The 17,094-nt window shown below is 58.7% G+C and carries 16 protein-coding genes; 2 read left to right on the forward strand and 14 right to left on the reverse strand.

The features are described 5' to 3' along the window. Positions 1 to 30: 30 nt before the first annotated feature. From leuA to PFH44_RS10450, 12 genes are all read right to left on the reverse strand, one after another. The gene (gene leuA / locus PFH44_RS10395) at positions 31 to 1,707 is read right to left on the reverse strand and encodes a 2-isopropylmalate synthase (protein WP_283824970.1); all 1,677 of its coding nucleotides are present in this window, start codon (positions 1,705 to 1,707) and stop codon (positions 31 to 33) included. A 147-nt stretch (positions 1,708 to 1,854) separates the two neighbouring features. After that, positions 1,855 to 3,393, reverse strand: a complete 1,539-nt coding sequence (gene emrB / locus PFH44_RS10400; protein ID WP_283824971.1) for a multidrug efflux MFS transporter permease subunit EmrB — start codon at positions 3,391 to 3,393, stop codon at positions 1,855 to 1,857. Between the two features lie 15 nt (positions 3,394 to 3,408). Beyond that, entirely contained in the window at positions 3,409 to 4,581 is a 1,173-nt protein-coding gene (gene emrA, locus PFH44_RS10405) for a multidrug efflux MFS transporter periplasmic adaptor subunit EmrA (protein ID WP_283824972.1), read from the reverse strand. 129 nt (positions 4,582 to 4,710) lie between these two features. Next, positions 4,711 to 5,241 (reverse strand): transcriptional repressor MprA, encoded by a 531-nt coding sequence (gene mprA / locus PFH44_RS10410; protein ID WP_004104785.1) that lies wholly within the window; start codon positions 5,239 to 5,241, stop codon positions 4,711 to 4,713. A gap of 284 nt (positions 5,242 to 5,525) precedes the next feature. Further along, complete coding sequence (gene proX, locus PFH44_RS10415; RefSeq protein ID WP_045857725.1) at positions 5,526 to 6,521, reverse strand: glycine betaine/L-proline ABC transporter substrate-binding protein ProX; 996 nt, start codon at positions 6,519 to 6,521, stop codon at positions 5,526 to 5,528. A gap of 71 nt (positions 6,522 to 6,592) precedes the next feature. Further along, complete coding sequence (gene proW / locus PFH44_RS10420) at positions 6,593 to 7,657, reverse strand: glycine betaine/L-proline ABC transporter permease ProW (protein WP_045857726.1); 1,065 nt, start codon at positions 7,655 to 7,657, stop codon at positions 6,593 to 6,595. Beyond that, on the reverse strand, positions 7,650 to 8,852 hold the full coding sequence (gene proV / locus PFH44_RS10425; protein WP_283824973.1) for a glycine betaine/L-proline ABC transporter ATP-binding protein ProV: 1,203 nt from the start codon (positions 8,850 to 8,852) through the stop codon (positions 7,650 to 7,652). Before proV ends, proW begins: the two co-directional genes overlap by 8 nt. 356 nt (positions 8,853 to 9,208) lie before the next feature. Continuing rightward, the gene (gene nrdF / locus PFH44_RS10430) at positions 9,209 to 10,171 is read right to left on the reverse strand and encodes a class 1b ribonucleoside-diphosphate reductase subunit beta (protein ID WP_123708537.1); all 963 of its coding nucleotides are present in this window, start codon (positions 10,169 to 10,171) and stop codon (positions 9,209 to 9,211) included. Between the two features lie 10 nt (positions 10,172 to 10,181). Then, positions 10,182 to 12,326, reverse strand: a complete 2,145-nt coding sequence (nrdE, locus tag PFH44_RS10435) for a class 1b ribonucleoside-diphosphate reductase subunit alpha (RefSeq protein ID WP_283824974.1) — start codon at positions 12,324 to 12,326, stop codon at positions 10,182 to 10,184. Beyond that, on the reverse strand, positions 12,299 to 12,709 hold the full coding sequence (gene nrdI, locus PFH44_RS10440) for a class Ib ribonucleoside-diphosphate reductase assembly flavoprotein NrdI (RefSeq protein ID WP_045857737.1): 411 nt from the start codon (positions 12,707 to 12,709) through the stop codon (positions 12,299 to 12,301). The genes nrdE and nrdI overlap by 28 nt, the downstream gene beginning before the upstream one ends. Further along, a complete protein-coding gene (nrdH, locus tag PFH44_RS10445) occupies positions 12,706 to 12,948 on the reverse strand; it encodes a glutaredoxin-like protein NrdH (protein ID WP_045857739.1) in 243 nt (80 codons plus the stop codon). Before nrdH ends, nrdI begins: the two co-directional genes overlap by 4 nt. Before the next feature lie 184 nt (positions 12,949 to 13,132). Then, on the reverse strand, positions 13,133 to 13,564 hold the full coding sequence (locus tag PFH44_RS10450) for a carboxymuconolactone decarboxylase family protein (RefSeq protein ID WP_045857742.1): 432 nt from the start codon (positions 13,562 to 13,564) through the stop codon (positions 13,133 to 13,135). Positions 13,565 to 13,733: 169 nt separating this feature from the next. On the opposite strand from PFH44_RS10450, the gene pdxR reads away from it, so the two are divergent. Then, entirely contained in the window at positions 13,734 to 15,095 is a 1,362-nt protein-coding gene (pdxR, locus tag PFH44_RS10455; RefSeq protein WP_283824975.1) for a MocR-like pyridoxine biosynthesis transcription factor PdxR, read from the forward strand. A 67-nt stretch (positions 15,096 to 15,162) separates the two neighbouring features. On the opposite strand, the gene PFH44_RS10460 is transcribed toward pdxR, so the two are convergent. After that, complete coding sequence (locus tag PFH44_RS10460; RefSeq protein ID WP_041146846.1) at positions 15,163 to 15,489, reverse strand: DUF883 family protein; 327 nt, start codon at positions 15,487 to 15,489, stop codon at positions 15,163 to 15,165. A gap of 214 nt (positions 15,490 to 15,703) precedes the next feature. Here PFH44_RS10460 and PFH44_RS10465 point away from each other — a divergent pair, with 214 nt between their 5' ends. After that, entirely contained in the window at positions 15,704 to 16,066 is a 363-nt protein-coding gene (locus PFH44_RS10465; protein WP_041146845.1) for a DUF2002 family protein, read from the forward strand. A 120-nt stretch (positions 16,067 to 16,186) separates the two neighbouring features. Here PFH44_RS10465 and alaE read toward each other — a convergent pair whose 3' ends face one another. Next, entirely contained in the window at positions 16,187 to 16,636 is a 450-nt protein-coding gene (alaE, locus tag PFH44_RS10470) for an L-alanine exporter AlaE (RefSeq protein ID WP_045857746.1), read from the reverse strand. Between the last annotated feature and the right edge of the window lie 458 nt (positions 16,637 to 17,094).

Below are 17,094 nucleotides of genomic sequence, written 5' to 3' on the forward strand. Positions count from 1 at the left end.
CCGCCGGGTGATGGGGATGGCCCCCAGCGATTACTTCCGCTCGCCGGAGTGATGGCCGCCGCTGAGCGCATTGCACAGCGCCTGCAGCGAGGCGCGGGCGACATCGTTATCGATCCCGACCCCCCAGCGGCTGTCGCCATTCGGGAAGACGCAGCGGATATAGGCCACCGAACGGCTGTCGCTGCGCTCGCCGAGGGTATGCTCGTGATAATCCTTAATCACAAACTGTTGCTTAAGCAGCGCGCTCAGCCCGCTTGCCGCGGCAGAGAGCAGCCCGTTGCCGTGCCCCTGCAGCCTGCGGGTCTCTCCGTAGGCCCTGAGCGTTGCCTGCAGCGAGAGCTGGCCGTCCTGCTGGCTGTCGCTTTTATAATCCAGCAGCGCCAGCGGCGGTGCCGCCACCAGGCCGTAGCGCTCGCGGAACAGCTGCCACAGGGCGTTTTGCGTCATCTCCTTGCCGTGACTATCGGTTTCGCGCTGTACGTGCTGGCTGAAATCCTGTTGCAGCATGCGCGGCAGCTTTAAGCCGTGATTCTGCTCAATCAGCCACGCGCTGCCGCTCTTACCCGACTGGCTGTTGACGCGGATAACCGCTTCATAGCTGCAGCCGATATCCTGCGGGTCGACGGGCAGGTAGGGCATCTGCCAAACTTCGCCGGGCCGGCGGGCGTCGAAGCCTTTCTTAATCGCATCCTGATGCGAGCCGGAAAACGCGGTGTAGGCGAGGCTTCCGGCCCACGGATGGCGCGGGTGAACCGGCAGCTGGTTGCAGCTCTCGACAATCTCCACGACCCGCTTCATCTCCGGGAAGGTGAGCTGAGGGCCGACGCCCTGGCTGTAGAGATTCATGGCGAGGGTTACCAGACAGACGTTGCCGGTGCGTTCGCCGTTACCAAACAGGCAGCCTTCAACGCGGTCGGCGCCGGCCATCACCGCCAGCTCGGCGCTGGCAACGCCGGTTCCGCGGTCGTTATGCGGGTGGACGCTGATGCAGACGTCGGCGCGTCGCGAGAAGTGACGGCAAAAATACTCAATTTGATCGGCATAGACGTTGGGGGTGTTGACCTCCACGGTGGCGGGCAGGTTGATAATCATCGGGCGTTCGGCGCAGGGCTGCCAGATGTCCGCCACCGCTTCGCAGATCTCCAGCGCAAACTCCGGCTCGGTGAAGCAGAAGGTTTCCGGCGAGTACTCGTACTGCCAGCGCGTTTGCGGCTGCCGTTCGCACTGCTCGCGGATCAGCCGGGTGGCGCGGGTCGCCAGCTCAACCACCTGCGCTTTTTCCATACCGAAGACCAGCCGGCGAAACAGCGGCGCGGTGGCGTTATACAGATGCACGGTGGCGCTGTGGGCGTCGCGCAGCGATTCGAAGGTGCGCAGGATTAAATCCTCCCGCGCCTGGGTCAGCACCTGAATGGTGACGTCCTCGGGGATACGCTGCTCCTCAATCAGCTGGCGAACGAAGTTGAAATCGGTCTGCGATGCGGACGGGAAGGCGACTTCAATCTCTTTGAATCCACACTCCAGCAGCAGGTTCCAGAACTGCAGCTTGCGCGCGCCGTCCATCGGCTCCGCCAGCGCCTGGTTGCCGTCCCGCAGGTCGGTAGAGAGCCAGCGCGGCGCGTGGGCAATTTGCCGGTCCGGCCAGCGGCGGTCGGGCAGGGATATCACCGGCGAGGGGCGATACTTTTGGTGAGGATTTTTCAGCATGATGAGCTCCTTGAGTTGGATCTTTATCCTGCACGACAAGGAGAGCAGGGTGCTTTAGCGCAGTGGACAGAAGCTAGCGCAAACTGGACAGGCGGGCGTTTTTATCGGCCAATAAAAAAGGGATCCGCAGATCCCTTAGTATTAACGCTAGTGCGCACCGCCTCCGCCGCCGCCCGCGCTGAACGGCGGTCGGGCAAACCACACCAGCCCTAACAGCAGGATAAAGATCCCCGCGGAGACCCAGAATATTTCGTTGGCGGAAATAATCAGCCCTTGGTTGGTTATCTGCTGGGCTATCCAGCCGGACGCCTGCTGCTGGGTCATCCCCAGCCCCTGCAGCTGCTCATACATCTGCTGAGCGTTAGGGTTGTAGGGCGTGATCGACTCGGTGAGCTGCGCATGGTGCAGCGCCTCGCGGTTGGTCCACATGGTGGTGGTTATCGAGGTCCCGATAGAGCCCGCCAGCGTACGGGTGAAGTTCGACAGGCTCGAGGCCGCCGCCAGCCGCTCTGCCGGCAGGCCGGACAGGGTGATGGTGGTCAGCGGCATAAAGAAGCAGGCCACCGCGAAGCCCTGGATAAACTGCGGCCAGGCCGAGGCGCCGAAGTCCATCCCCGGTTCGAAGGTCCATGCGCGCCAGTAGAAGCACACCGCATACATGATAAAGCTGAAGGTCACCAGCCGACGCATATCGAGCTTATGGGCAAAGCGGCCGATAATCGGCGAGAGGATAACCGGGATCACCCCCACCGGCGCCGACGCCAGGCCCGCCCAGGTCGCGGTGTAGCCGTAGACCTCCTGCAGCAGCTGCGGCAGCAGAACGATAGCGCCGAAGTAGAGCATATAGGCGAGGCTGATACACAGGCAGCCGATGGTGAAGTTTCGCGACTTAAATAGCGAAAGGTCGACTATCGGGTTGTCGTCGGTAAGCTCCCAGACGATCAGGAAGCTGATGGCCACCACCGCCACCACCGTCAGGACGACAATCTCCGTGGAGGCGAACCAGTCCAGCTCCTTGCCGCGATCGAGCATCACCTGCAGGCTGCCGATACCAATCACCAGCAGCGCCAGCCCGACGCCGTCGATGCGCCGCTGCTCGGTGCGGGTTTCCCGGCTGCGCAGGGTTTGCAGCGTCATTATCACCACCGCAACGCCAATCGGGACGTTGATAAAGAAGATCCAGCCCCAGTGGTAGTTGTCGCTGATATAGCCGCCGAGGATCGGCCCGCAGATTGGCGCCACGATAACCGTCATCGACCACAGCGCCAGGGCGATGGAGCGTTTTGCCGGCGGGTAGTTGCTGAGCAGCAGGCTCTGCGACAGCGGGATCAGCGGACCGGCGACGATCCCCTGAATCACGCGGAAGAAAATCAGCATCGTCAGGCTGTTGGACACGCCGCAGGCCCAGGAGGCGATGGCAAACGCCACCGTTGACCACAGGAACAGCTTCACTTCCCCTACGCGTTTTGCCAGCCAACCGGTTATCGGAATGGAGATGGCGTTTGCCACCCCAAACGAGGTAATCACCCAGGTGCCCTGGCTCAGGGACGAGCCAAGGTTACCGGCGATGGTTGGGATAGCCACGTTGGCGATCGTGGAGTCCAGCACCTGCATGAAGGTCGCAAGCGACAGCGCAATGGTCATGATGACCAGCTGCGCGCCCTCCAGCGGTTTTTGCTGTTGCATTACGCTCACCCCGAATTATCCGGCGTTAGCCTGGATGATGCCGTCGATCAGTTTATTCACCGGCTCAAGGGCGATTTCACGGGCATTGCTTTCATAAGCCGGGTCTTTACGCGTCTGGTTAGCCAGCACCGCGCCGTCGCGGTTGGTGGTATCCACCTCAACCAGCGTAGAGAGGCCAATGCGCAGCGGGTGCTCCGCCAGCTGTTTTTCATCGAGCTCGATACGCACCGGCAGACGCTGGACTACTTTAATCCAGTTGCCGGTGGCGTTTTGCGCCGGCAGCAGGGAGAAGGCGCTGCCGGTCCCCATATCCAGCCCCACGACCTTACCGGTGTATTTCACATCGTCGCCGTAGATATCGCTGATGACGGTGGCCGACTGGCCGATGCGCATATGCGCCAGCTGGGTCTCTTTGAAGTTGGCGTCAACCCACAGATTCGTCGCCGGAACGACCGCCATCAGCGGAGTGGTCGGGCTTATCTGCGCCCCGGGCTGTACCGAACGGCGGGAAACGTAGCCGCTAATCGGGCTGACGATCTGCGTACGCTGCAGGGCCAGCCAGGCGTTACGCACTTCGGTGGCCGCCTGCAGGACGGCAGGCTGCTGCTCGAGGCGGGTGCCGAGGATAATGGCCTGGTTGGCGTTAAACTGCTGCACCGCCACGTCGAGTTCGGCCTGGGCGCTGGCGACGGTATCGCGAGCGTGCTGTAGCTCCTCGCGGCCGATCAGGTTAGCGGCTCCCAGCGGGATACGGCGGTTGAGGTCGGTTTGCGCCTGTGAGAGCGCGGTTTTTTTGACGTCGATATTGGCCTGCAGCTGCTTGCTGTTGATCATCGACTGGCGCGTTTGGCGCACGCTGGCGGCCAGCTGGGTTTGCGCTTTCTCAAACGCCTGCTGGGCATCGGTCTGGTCGAGGGTGACCAGCGGATCGCCTTTTTGCACGAAATCAGTGTTGTCGGCCCAGACTTTCGTCACGCTGCCGGACACCTGCGCCATGATTTGAACCTGATTCCCTGCCACATAGGCGTCATCGGTCTCTTCGTAATGACGCAGCACCAAAAACCAATAAATCCCATATGCCACGGCAACAATAATAAAGAGCAATGTCAGCAGCAGAAGGGCACCCTTGCGCTTCCCTTTCTTGCTGCCCGGTTGCTGCGGGATTTGGCTCTCCGCATTTGCGCTCATGTTATTCTCCACGATCTTATTATTTCACATCGGCTGGGCCGACCTGTTTATCAGAAAGGCCAGCAGAAGATCTGCTGGCCTGGTCTGTTTTTCCTTGTCAATTCAGAAAGAATTCGAGCGGTTCCGCGCCTAGCGCAGAGACTCCGCAAGCACACCGTCTTCTTCCATCTGGTCAAGACGACCAAGCAGTTTACGGGTGATGTGCTCGAGCTGATCTTTTTCGCTGGTGCTTAAAGAAGACCAGAGCTGATGCAGGCAGTTATGCTGCGGAGGCAGAACCTCGCGCAAAAACTGATGACCTTTTTCGGTAAGCTGCAGATGCAGACAGCGGCGATCGTTATCGCTTTCACGGCGTTCAATCCAGCCGCGTTTTTCCAGCTCGTCGGCAATACGGGTGGCGTTGGTGCGTGACGACCCCAGGGCGCAGCTCAGCTCGGAGGGCTGAATGCTGTGGTTTTCCTGAGATTCCAGGGTGATCAGCGCCATAAATAATGTCTCGTTAATTCCCTGCGCTTTCAGCATTTTATTGCGATTTTCCAGTAGCTTACCCTGCATGTGCATGCAGAGGCGAGTTAACAGAATCTCCTGGAAAGGGAAATCTTCGTGACGGCTGGCGCGGAATTTGAGCATTTGCTCAATGGGAGTAAACGAACTATCCATTTGGGTATGACCTCATTAATTACAGCCGATATAATAACTATTGTGACAAATAAATCAAATGAATTATTGATTAAAATTGATACGTTAAACCTATAGTCAGGAGAAAAATCTCTTTGCCGGTTCGTAGGTTAGCGCACATGGGGGACGGGAGATAGTGGGCGGCAGAAGAGGAGGTTATTTCGTGGAGCCGCAAAAAAGGAGGCGGTTCCCGGGCCGGGTACCTCCCGGGAACCTCCGGCGGCGTGACGCGCGCCGGAGCAGTATGGCAACTTGACGAGGGCAGATTATTTCTGCGCCGCCAGCGCCTCTTTCAGCCAGCCGTCAAACTGCTGCTGGTGGGCTTTGATCCAGCCGTCAACGTGGCCCTGGATATCCGCTTCTGAAGCGTGACCTTCATGCATCATCGCATTCTCGGCGTTAATGTCGGCAATCGGCAGCTTCATGATGCTGAACAGCTTCGCCGCCGCCGGGTTTTTCTCGGCCCAGGCTTTGTTGGCCACAATGTGCATGGTGCTCACCGGGAAGCCGTAGTTGGCGCCGTTAGCCAGTTTGGTATCGATGTTCTTCTGCACGCCCGGCAGGGAGGAGAACGGTACCTGCAGCCAGACCACGTCTTTACCCGGCTTCAGCACGTCGCTGACCCAGTACGGCGTCCAGGTGTAATAAATCACCGGCTTGCCTTCTTTATAGCGTGCGATGGTATCGGCCATCATCGCGGCATAGTTACCCTGGTTATGCACCACGGTGTTGCTCAGGCCATAGGCATCAAGCTGGTGGTTAATCACCGCTTCACAGCCCCAGCCCGGCGTACAGCCGGTGAGATCGGCTTTACCGTCGCCGTTGGTATCAAACAGTTTGGCGATTTTCGGGTCTTTCAGCTGATCGATGGATTTAATGTGATACTGCTCGGCGGTTTTCTTATCAATCAGGTAGCCCTGCGCCGCGCCGTTCACATAAACGCCCTCGCGATAGAAGCTCTTGTCCCCGCCGGCCGCGGCGTACATGTCGTCATGCAGCGGCTGCCAGTTAACGGCGGTAAAGGTGGCGTCGCCGGAGGCGAGCGAGGTGTAGCCGACGTTGTAGTCAACTTCGCTCGGCTTATCGACGGTGTAGCCCAGCTTCTCCAGCGCGCGGCTGACCAGCAGGGTCTGGAAGGTCTCTTCGGTGATGGTGCTCTGAATCGGTTTGACGGTGATGCCTTTACCCGGCAGGTCGGCGGCAACGGCGCCGGTGGCAATGAGTGCGGTGAACGCTGTGGCAAGAATCGCTGTATGTCGCATCGTTGTTCCTCATAAATAAGAAAGGATGACTGCTGGCCCGGCAGGCGCAATGCCGCCGGGCGATGAGATGATTATTTACTGAAGGGACGGGTGATTAGCCCCAGCGGGCCGGTGGTGTACCAGCGGCGGCTGCCGCGGCTGCGCGAATCGCGCCCGACGGCCTGAGTCAGGCGGTCAAGAATGATGGCGAGGATAACAATCCCGACGCCGCCCACGCTTGCGAGGCCCATATCAAGGCGGCCGATCCCGCGCAGTACCATCTGGCCGAGGCCGCCGACGGCGATCATCGAGGCGATAACCACCATCGACAGCGCCAGCATCAGCGTCTGGTTGACCCCGGCCATAATGGTCGGCATTGCCAGCGGCAGCTGAACTTTAAACAGCAGCTGGCGCGGGCTGGCGCCGAAGGAGCGCGAGGCTTCAATCAGATCCGCCGGCACCTGGTTAATCCCCAGAATGGTCAGACGCACGATGGGCGGCAGGGCAAAGATAATGGTCACCACCACGCCTGGAACGTTACCAATCCCGAATAGCATAACGATGGGCACCAGGTAGACGAACGCCGGCGTGGTCTGCATGGCATCGAGCAGCGGACGAATAATTTTGGCCGCACGCGGGCTGCGCGCCAGCCAGATCCCCAGCGGCAGGCCGATCAGCATACAGAACAGCAGGGCGGTCAGCACCAGCGCCAGGGTGACCATCGCCTGCGACCAGGCGCCGATAGCGCCGATGGCCACCAGCGAGATCAGCGTGGCGACGCCCATGCCGACGCTGGAGATCTGCCAGGCGATCAGGGCGAATAGCACAATCGCCACCGGCGCGGGCATCCCTAGCAGCAGCTGCTGGAAGGCGCTGAGTATGTAGTCAACCGGCACGCGGATCCCCTGGAACAGCGGGCGGAAGTGCATCACTATCCAGTCGATACCGTGCGTCACCCAGCTGTCGAGCGGGATCAGCGTCTTATGGAACGGGTCCATGATGTTGAAATGTTCCGGCTGCGGCGCCGGGGCGCTGTTCAGCCAGTCGGCGCCGCCGCCGTCGGCAGGCGCGGCGGCCGGCGTGCCCCAGGCATCGGCAGATTGTGCGGCGCTATCCGCCGCCGGTGCGGTATCCCACGGGTTAGATTGATCAGCCATTGTTTGCCCCCTCGCGATCTAAAGCCTGCAGCAGCATTCGTTTAGAAATGATGCCGATATACTGATACCCTTCATCCACAACCGGCACCGCGCACGGTGCCTGGCCTACGTGGGAGAGCAGGTCGCTCAGCGACGTTTGCGCATCCACCGCCAGCGGGGAGTCGAGTAACGCCGCGTCAATTCCCTGACCTTCGCTCAGCGCGGATTTCAGCGAATCAATGGAGACAATGCCGACAAACTTATTACCGCGCTCAATCACATAGCCATATTCGCGGTCTTCATCCTGGAGTAATTTCAGCGCCGAACGGGGGCCAAAGCCCGGCGTTTTACGAATTAAGCCAACCGGGCTGCGGCGGGCAATATCTTTGGCGCTGAATACCTGACTAATATCGACGCCGCGGAAGAAGGTTTTCACATAATCATTGGCCGGATTATTGAGGATTTCATCGGGAGTCCCGACCTGAATAACCTCGCCATTTTGCATGATGGCAATCCGGTCGCCGATGCGCATAGCTTCATCCAGATCGTGGGAAATAAAGACCACGGTGCGCTGATGTTTGGCCTGTAATTTGGTCAGCTCATCCTGCATTTCGGTACGAATTAAGGGATCGAGGGCCGAGAAGGCTTCATCCATTAGCAGGATATCGGGGTTAATCGCCAGCGCGCGGGCGAGCCCGACGCGTTGACGCATCCCGCCGGAGAGTTCATCCGGATAAGCGTGAGCATAGTTTTCCAGACCGACCTGGCGCAGCGCTTCCAGCGCTTTCTCCTGCCGCTCCTGGGTTGAGGTGCCGGCCAGCTCCATGCCAAAGGCGGCATTGTCCAGCACGGTCATATGCGGCATCAGCGCAAACGACTGAAACACCATGGCGATCTTTTTCCTGCGCACCTCGCGCAGCTCGGATTCAGATATTTTGGCGATATCCACGCCGTCAATCAGCACCTGTCCGCGGGTGGGTTCAATCAGGCGATTGAGAAGGCGAACCATGGTGGATTTTCCCGATCCGGAAAGCCCCATGATGACGAATATCTCGCCTTCTTCAATGGTCAGACTGGCATCTTTGACGCCAAGTGAAAGCCCCGTTTTTTCCAGCAGTTGTTCTTTAGTAAATCCTTTTTCAATATATTTGAACGCTCGCTGCGGATGCTCGCCAAATATCTTATAGAGATTCTTAATTTCTAATTTAATTGCCATGCAATAGAGAGTTTCCCGTTATTTGTATTATGTCGATATGGTACCTGGTGGAGATAATTACCTTTTTACACCCTAACATACTCAGATTCTGTGACAACCCTCAATGTCCAGGAATGGCCGATATGGCACGGGGGCAATGCCGGCGCACTCCCCGTGATATAAGGGCTGAGCGTTGATTTCGCGCCGGTAATATTTTTAAGATTCTCTGGGTAATTATTGGCAAAACTGCGGAGTTTGGGCTGAATATGACAGGAAGATTTCGCGAGAATAGCAGAACGGATAATGGTGTGATGAATGGAAATAATGTGAAAGAGATCACCAGGAATCGAGTGAATATATTCCTGGTGAAAGTAAGGTTAAAAGTCCCAGTCGGCGTCGGCGGTTTCTTCGGTTTTACCCATCACGTAGGACGATCCTGAGCCGGAGAAAAAGTCGTGGTTTTCATCGGCGTTTGGCGAGAGCGCGGCGAGGATCGCCGGATTGACCGCGGCCATTTCTGCCGGGAACAGCGCCTCATAGCCCAGGTTCATCAGCGCCTTGTTGGCGTTGTAGCACAGGAAGGCGGTGACCTCCTCAGCCCAGCCGCTTTCGGCGTACAGCTGCTGGGTGTAGGCCAGCTCGTTATCGTAGAGATCCATCAGCAGGTCGAGGGCGAAATTCTTCAGCTCCTCCCGCTTTTCGGCGCTGACTTTTTCCAGCCCCTTCTGATATTTGTAGCCGATGTAATAGCCGTGCACCGCCTCGTCGCGGATGATCAGGCGAATCAGGTCGGCGGTATTGGTCAGCTTGCCGCGGCTGGAGAAGTACATCGGCAGCCAGAATCCGGAATAGAAGAGGAAGGATTCGAGGAAGACGCTGGCGATTTTCTTCTTCAGCGGCTCGTCCGCCCGGTAATACTCCAGCATCAGCTCGGCTTTGCGCTGAAGCGGGGCGTTCTCTTCGCTCCAGGCGTAGGCGGCGTCGACGTCCCTGGTCTGGCACAGGGTGGAGAAAATCGAGCTGTAGGAGCGGGCGTGCACCGCCTCCATAAAGCTGATATTCGACATCACCGCCTCCTCGTGCGGGGTGAGGGCGTCGTTCATCAGCGCCGGCGCGCCGGCGGTATTCTGAATGGTATCGAGCAGCGTCAGGCCGGTGAAAACGCGGATGGTCAGCTGCTGCTCCATCGGGCTCAGGGCCTGCCACGCGGGGATATCGTTGGACAGCGGCACCTTCTCCGGCAGCCAGAAGTTGCTGGTCAGGCGGTTCCACACCTCCAGGTCCTTGTCGTCCTGAATCTTATTCCAGTTAATGGCGCTAATGCGCGATAGATGGGTCATCGGGTTCTCCTTACAGCGCGCAGGACACGCAGCCCTCAATTTCGGTACCTTCCAGCGCCAGCTGGCGCAGGCGGATGTAGTAGAGCGTCTTAATGCCTTTTTTCCACGCGTAGATCTGCGCCCGGTTGATATCGCGGGTGGTGGCGGTATCGGGGAAAAAGAGCGTTAAAGAGAGCCCCTGATCGACATGTCGCGTGGCCTCGGCGTAGGTGTCGATAATTTTTTGCGGGCCAATCTCATACGCGTCCTGGTACAACTCCAGGTTGTCGTTGGTCATAAACGGGGCCGGATAGTAAACCCGCCCGGTCTTGCCCTCTTTGCGGATCTCTATCTTCGAGACGATCGGATGGATGCTCGAGGTCGCGTGGTTGATATAGGAGATCGAGCCGGTGGGCGGCACCGCCTGCAGATTGCGGTTATAGATCCCGTAACGCATCACGTCCTCGCGCAGCTGCTGCCACATGTGGCGATCGGGCAGGACGATGCCGGCGCGGGCGAACAGCTCGCGGACTTTCGTCGTTTTCGGCTGCCAGTCGCCCTGCAGATACTGCTGGAAATACTCCCCGCTGGCGTAGCGCGATTGCGAGAAGCCGGCGAAACGCTGGCCGCGCTCGCGCGCCATCAGCATCGAGGTGTGCAGCGCATGCCAGGTCACGGTGTAAAAATAGAGGTTGGTGAAGTCCAGCCCCTCCGGGCTGCCGTAGGCGATGCCCTCCCGCGCCAGATAGCCGTGCAGGTTCATCTGCCCCAGCCCGATGGCGTGAGAGGCCGCGTTGCCGGCTGCCACCGAAGGCACCGAGCGAATGTCGCTCATATCGGACACCGCCGTCAGGCCGCGAATGGCGACTTCAACCGTGCGGGCAAAGTCGGGCGAATCCATGGTATGGGCGATATTTAACGAGCCGAGATTGCAGGAGATATCCTGGCCGACGCTGGCGTAATCGAGGTTTTCGTCAAAGGTCGAGGGGGTGTTGACCTGCAAAATTTCCGAGCACAGGTTGCTCATGTTCACCCGCCCGGCAATCGGGTTGGCGCGGTTAACGGTGTCTTCAAACATGATGTACGGGTAGCCGGACTCAAACTGAATCTCCGCCAGCCGCTGGAACAGATCGCGGGCGCGGATCCAGCGCTTGCTGACCCGCTCGTCGGCGACCAGCTGCGGGTACATCTCGCTGACGGCGATATCGCCAAACGCCTTACCGTACAGCCGCTCGACGTCGTAGGGCGAGAACAGCGCCATCTGCGCGTCGTCTTTCGCCAGCTGGAAGGTGACGTCCGGGATAACGACGCCGAGCGACAGGGTTTTGATGCGGATTTTCTCATCGGCATTTTCGCGCTTGGTGTCGAGGAAGCGCAGGATATCCGGATGATGCGCGTGCAGATAGACCGCCCCGGCGCCCTGGCGCGCGCCGAGCTGGTTGGCGTAGGAGAAGGCATCTTCCAGCATTTTCATCACCGGGATCACCCCTGAGGACTGGTTCTCGATGCGCTTAATCGGCGCGCCGGCCTCGCGCAGGTTCGACAGCAGGAAGGCTACGCCGCCGCCGCGCTTTGAGAGCTGCAGCGCCGAGTTCACCGCCCGGCCAATCGACTCCATGTTGTCTTCGATGCGCAGCAGGAAGCAGGAGACCAGCTCTCCGCGCTGCTGCTTGCCGGCGTTCAGGAAGGTGGGGGTCGCTGGCTGGAAGCGACCGCTCAGGATCTCGTCGGTCAGTTGGCGGGCCAGGGTTTCGTCGCCCTGCGCCAGGCTTAGCGCCACCATGCAGGTGCGGTCGGCGAAGTGCTCAAGGTAGCGCTTGCCGTCGAAGGTTTTCAGCGTATAGCTGGTGTAGAACTTCCAGGCGCCGAGGAAGGTCTGGAAGCGAAAATTATGGCGCTCGGCGTGGGCAAAGAGCGCCAGCACAAAGCTGCGGTCGTAGCTCTCCAGCACGCCGGCGTCGTAGTAGCCTTCGGCCACCAGCCACTCCAGCTTATCGTTCTGGCTGGCGAAAGAGACGGTGTTAGCCTCGACGTGGGTTGCCATAAAGGCGTCCACCGCCTGGCGGTCCTTGTCAAACGGGATCCGCCCGCTGCTGTCGTACAGATTCAGCATGGCGTTGAGGGCGTGGAAATCCGGCGCCTCTGCGGTTAGACGTTCTGCGGTTGTTGTTGCCAAAATTCGCTTACTCCTTTACGCACGTTGTCGACATCTTGTGGGGTGCCCATCAGCTCAAAGCGATAGAGGTACGGCACGCTGCATTTCTGCGCGACAACGTCGCCGGCCCGGCCGTAGGCGTCGCCAAAGTTGCGGTTGCCTGCGGCGATGACGCCACGAATTAACTGACGATTGTGGGGATCGTTTAAAAAGCGGATCGCCTGGCGCGGCACGGCGCCTGCGGTTCCGCCGCCGCCGTAGCTGGGGACGATGAGAATATAGGGTTCGTCTACCTGGATCCGCTCCCGCTCGTTAAGCGGAATGCGCACCGCGGGCAGCCCCAGACGCTGGACGAACCGGTGCGTATTTTCGGAGCTGCTGGAGAAGTAGACGATGAGGCTCATGCGCTCGCCGCCGCGACGGGACGCAGGCGATTAATCATATCCGGACGGAAGCCGGACCAGCGGGTCTCGCCGGCAATCACCACCGGCAGCTGGCGAAATCCCTGCTCGCGCAGCATCTCTGCGGCGTCGGGATGGTGCTCGATGTTGACCATCTCGAAGGCAAACCCGCGGCTCTCCATGGCGCGCTTGGTCGCGTGGCACTGAACGCAGTCATTTTTAGTGTAAATAGTAATGCGCATGATTCGTATTTCCATTTAAGATAACAGGACGGCGCAGAAAGGCGCAGCGGTTGGTATCGGTTAACTGTTCAGGAAATACTAGATGTAGTTGTCAAAAAGTTCAACCACGCAATATATAGCGTTTTAAAATAAGAAAAACCCCCAGGGAGCGATCCCATGAGGGCGGGGGCGGCCGGGCGTAAAACTACAGGCGCATGCTGACGGCAAGGCGGTTAAAGGCGTTCATCAGGCTGATGGCGAAGGTTAAATCGCTTATCTGACGCGGGCTAAAATGATCCAGCAGCGGCAGATAAACCTCATCTTCCGCATGGCTGCTGGCAATGTGGGTTACCGACTCGGCCCACGCCAGCGCCGCGCGCTCCGCGGCATCAAAGTGGGCGCTTACCCGCCAGCCGGCCAGCGCGTCGAGGCGGCCCTGGGCGACGCCGGATTTTCTCAGCGCTTTACTGTGCATCTCGAGGCAGAAGGCGCAGCCGTTAATCTGCGAAACGCGCAGGTAAACCAGCTCCAGCAGCGTGCCGTCGAGCTCGCTTTTTTCCAGCGCAACTTTCGCCTGTACCAGCGCGTTATAGACTTCCGGACTCAGTTCGTTATAGGGCTGACGCAGCGTGTTCATTTTTCTCTCCACATGAAGAGCTATCCCTTAGGCTGCACGGGACCTCGCGGCGGGCCCGGGCGGACGTCAACGGCGACGTCGGGTGAGATAGTCTCTAAGACGGCAGCCAAAATAGCACTATAATGGACTGCAAAAGATAGCCATATTTTAATGAAAAAAGCAGACCATAATGGAAGCCAAAAAAGCGCCACACTATCAGCGTATCGCCCGGCAGCTGAAATCCGCCATTGAGCGCGGCGAGCTGCCGCCGGGCAGCCGCCTGCCCGCCAGCAGGGTCTACGCTCAGGAGCTCGGCGTCTCGCGGGCGACGGTGGAAAACGCCTGGGGCGAGCTGGTGGCTCAGGGATGGCTTGAGCGGCGCGGCCAGGCGGGAACCTTCGTCAGCGAGCGCCTCAGCCCGCAGCAGGCGGCGCCGACGCGCCTGGCGGCCGGCAGCGAGCCGACAGCGCCCCTGCCGTTTAAAATGGGCCTGCCGGCGCTGGATCTTTTCCCGCGCGGCTTGTGGGCGCGGGTGATGGGCCGACGCCTGCGCACGCAAACCCGTTTCGATCTGGCGCCGGGAGAGCCCTGCGGTGAACCGATCCTGCGCCGGGCGATTGTCGATTATCTTCGCCTCTCGCGCAGCATTGAGTGCCAGCCGGAGCAGGTGCTGGTGACCGGCAGCTATGCCGCCTCGATGACGCTGATCCTGCGCACACTGGCCCGGCCCGGGCAGGACATGTGGATGGAGGACCCCGGCTTTCCGCTGATCCGTCCGGTGGTCACGGGGCAAAATGTGGTCATTAATCCGGTGCCGGTCGATGATGAAGGTATGGACGTGGATCACGCGCTGCGCTGCTTTCCAAAGGCGCACTTCGCGCTGTTGACGCCCGCTCACCAAAGCCCGACCGGCGTTGCGCTCTCGCTTGAGAGACGCAGGCAGCTGCTGGCCTGGGCGGCGCAAAACGACGGCTGGATTATCGAAGATGATTACGATAGCGAATTTCGCTATCGGGGCAAGCCGCTGCCGCCGCTGAAAAGTCTTGATGCCCCGCAGCGCGTGATCTACTGCGGAACGTTCAGCAAATCACTCTTTCCCGCGCTGCGCGCTGCGTGGCTGGTGGTTCCCCCGCCGCAGGTTGCCGCATTTCGTCGCCAGGCGGAGCTGATGAGCTGCAGCGTGCCGACGCTGTGGCAGCAGACGCTGGCCGATTTTATTCAGGAGGGGCATTTCTGGCGCCATCTGAAAAAAATGCGCGCCAGCTACGCCCTGCGCCGTCAGTGGCTGGAGTCGGCGCTGGCGGCCGCCGGCTTTGCGGTGGTTCCGCAGCTGGGCGGCATTCAGCTGGTGATTGCGACGCGCGGCGACGACCGGCTGCAGGCGCGGCGAGCAAGAGAGGCCGGGCTGGACGTTCAGGCGCTGAGCGACTGGCGGATGCAGAGCCGCGGTGAGGGAGGGCTGCTGGTGAGTTTTACCAATCTGACCTCCCCGGAGATGGCCGCTGACCTCGTGCGCCAGCTCGGGCAGGCCGTACGCGGCGGTGAGAAATAAAAAACCCCTGCATACCGACGGCATACAGGGGTTGACGCGTATTTGTTATCTTCGTCTTACGTTTATATTATCGACGCAAATTCAGCAATACGCCAATAAATAACCCAACAGCGGCGGCGGCGCCGACGCTCTGCCAGGGTTTGTCTCGCACGTAGGTATCGGCGCAGCCGGCGGCGTCACGCGCGGCCTGCTGCACGCGGTTGTTACCGTTAATGCGCGCGCGAGTCTCTTTCAGCAATGCCTGCGCCTTTTTGCGCGCAGCGTCCGCTTCGTCTTTAGCATCGCTGCCCCACGATTTCAGCACTTCTTCCAGCGTATCCGCTAATTGGCTGACATCGTTATGAATATCCTCAGCGCTTTCATCTACATTGTTGCGATTCACACGGTTGGCCATTGATTTCTCCCTTAATATCATCGATACCCGCCATACTTGAGGTTGTTCCTACGCTTCTGTCGTATTGCAACCAGAATTATTTAGGGTAGAGCGATAAGTGTAGGACAAGATTTTGAATTATGCTTTAAATCGTGGTTTCTGGAATTTTCCGAAAGCCCTGCCAATCAAGAATAAGGTAAGGTAAATGTGCGGTAAAAGATAACGAGGAATGAGTATGTATTTAAGACCCGATGAGGTGGCGCGTGTTCTTGAAAAAGCCGGCTTCACCATGGATGTTGTGACGCAAAAAGCGTACGGCTATCGCCGTGGCGATAATTATGTTTATGTGAACCGCGAAGCGCGCATGGGGCGTACCGCTTTAATTATTCATCCGGCGCTGAAAGAGCGCAGCAATACGCTGGCGGACCCCGCTTCGGATATCAAGACCTGCGATCATTACGAGCAGTTCCCGCTCTATTTAGCCGGTGATGCGCAGCAGCATTATGGTATTCCACACGGATTCAGCTCACGTATTGCGCTTGAGCGCTTTCTGAGTGGCTTATTTGGCGAAGCGCAGCCGACGATGTCCCATAGTTAACTCACAGTTAACCGGCGGATTTGCGCATTAACGTGCGGGCAAATTGCCGCTGGGGGATGATAACAAGGAAGTGGATGCAGTGAGCGACTGGCGCGGGCCAGTCGCTGGCTGGTCACCGGCTCAGGCCTTGGCCTGGCGGTAGGCGCTGACGCGGAACAGACGGCGGCAGTAATCAAGAAAGTAGCCATACGCCGCGCCCATCAGCATTGAAATGACGATATTCGAACTCACCGCCGCGGCAATCTGATGCCAGTCGGCACCCACGACAAACAGAATCGCGACGTACACCGGCGACTGGAAGGTCACATAGGCGACAACGTCGGCAACATTCTTCATCCAGCCTGCGGGGCTGATATGGCGCGCCAGGCGCATCGCGCGGTCGCGGTAAAAACCGTAGGGCACCGCAATAATAATGTTTACCGGAATAGCGACCAGACGTGACGATAACGACTGCTCAAAAGTCATTCCGGAGAGGAAAATCTCGATCATCATGTTTACGACGGTGCAGTACACGACCATCGCAAAGGTGTCTGCTACCGCATGACGCAAGCGGGACTGCGCAGAGAACATCGGTATGCTCCTCGAAAATAAAGTCTGTTACGCCAAAAAATGCGCGCTGTTATAGCGTTTTTGGGCTGCCTGTAATGATGTGAGTAGGTTATATCTCTGGCTTGAAGGTGGCAACTAGCTGCAAATTTTTATTTAATGGCTTTTTGTCTATAAAATACTCTGTGGAAGGCTGTTCGCTGAGCGTTTCGTTAGGTTTATGCTGATTATCATTTTTGTTGTTAATTATCAATAATTTAATATTGTTATGGTTGTGTTGCGAAAAAGATAATGCCGATGGGGAGGCCCTTAGTCAGCGCGATCTTCGCAGAGAAGCGTGATGTCTATCACTTTTGGATTTATTTGTCGGAGTATGGCGTATGGTTCAGCATAAAATGCTGCCATGGCCATTTTTTTTCATTCGTCTTTAATGAATGCTTATGCAGGCGCCGGTCAACGTAGCGCGCTTCGCCTCTGGCGGT

Source organism: Klebsiella sp. Ech2A, from assembly GCF_030078455.1.
GTDB classification, from domain to species: domain Bacteria; phylum Pseudomonadota; class Gammaproteobacteria; order Enterobacterales; family Enterobacteriaceae; genus Klebsiella; species Klebsiella terrigena.

Bases quoted from the DNA above. Each gene is read 5' to 3' on its own strand.
- nrdF (WP_123708537.1), bottom strand. From the start codon at position 10,171: ATGACCCATCTATCGCGCATTAGCGCCATTAACTGGAATAAGATTCAG.
- proV (WP_283824973.1), bottom strand. From the start codon at position 8,852: ATGGCAATTAAATTAGAAATTAAGAATCTCTATAAGATATTTGGCGAG.
- alaE (WP_045857746.1), bottom strand. From the start codon at position 16,636: ATGTTCTCTGCGCAGTCCCGCTTGCGTCATGCGGTAGCAGACACCTTT.
- proW (WP_045857726.1), bottom strand. From the start codon at position 7,657: ATGGCTGATCAATCTAACCCGTGGGATACCGCACCGGCGGCGGATAGC.
- pdxR (WP_283824975.1), top strand. From the start codon at position 13,734: ATGGAAGCCAAAAAAGCGCCACACTATCAGCGTATCGCCCGGCAGCTG.
- PFH44_RS10450 (WP_045857742.1), bottom strand. From the start codon at position 13,564: ATGAACACGCTGCGTCAGCCCTATAACGAACTGAGTCCGGAAGTCTAT.
- emrA (WP_283824972.1), bottom strand. From the start codon at position 4,581: ATGAGCGCAAATGCGGAGAGCCAAATCCCGCAGCAACCGGGCAGCAAG.
- mprA (WP_004104785.1), bottom strand. From the start codon at position 5,241: ATGGATAGTTCGTTTACTCCCATTGAGCAAATGCTCAAATTCCGCGCC.
- emrB (WP_283824971.1), bottom strand. From the start codon at position 3,393: ATGCAACAGCAAAAACCGCTGGAGGGCGCGCAGCTGGTCATCATGACC.
- leuA (WP_283824970.1), bottom strand. From the start codon at position 1,707: ATGCTGAAAAATCCTCACCAAAAGTATCGCCCCTCGCCGGTGATATCC.
- nrdI (WP_045857737.1), bottom strand. From the start codon at position 12,709: ATGAGCCTCATCGTCTACTTCTCCAGCAGCTCCGAAAATACGCACCGG.
- nrdH (WP_045857739.1), bottom strand. From the start codon at position 12,948: ATGCGCATTACTATTTACACTAAAAATGACTGCGTTCAGTGCCACGCG.
- PFH44_RS10465 (WP_041146845.1), top strand. From the start codon at position 15,704: ATGTATTTAAGACCCGATGAGGTGGCGCGTGTTCTTGAAAAAGCCGGC.
- PFH44_RS10460 (WP_041146846.1), bottom strand. From the start codon at position 15,489: ATGGCCAACCGTGTGAATCGCAACAATGTAGATGAAAGCGCTGAGGAT.
- proX (WP_045857725.1), bottom strand. From the start codon at position 6,521: ATGCGACATACAGCGATTCTTGCCACAGCGTTCACCGCACTCATTGCC.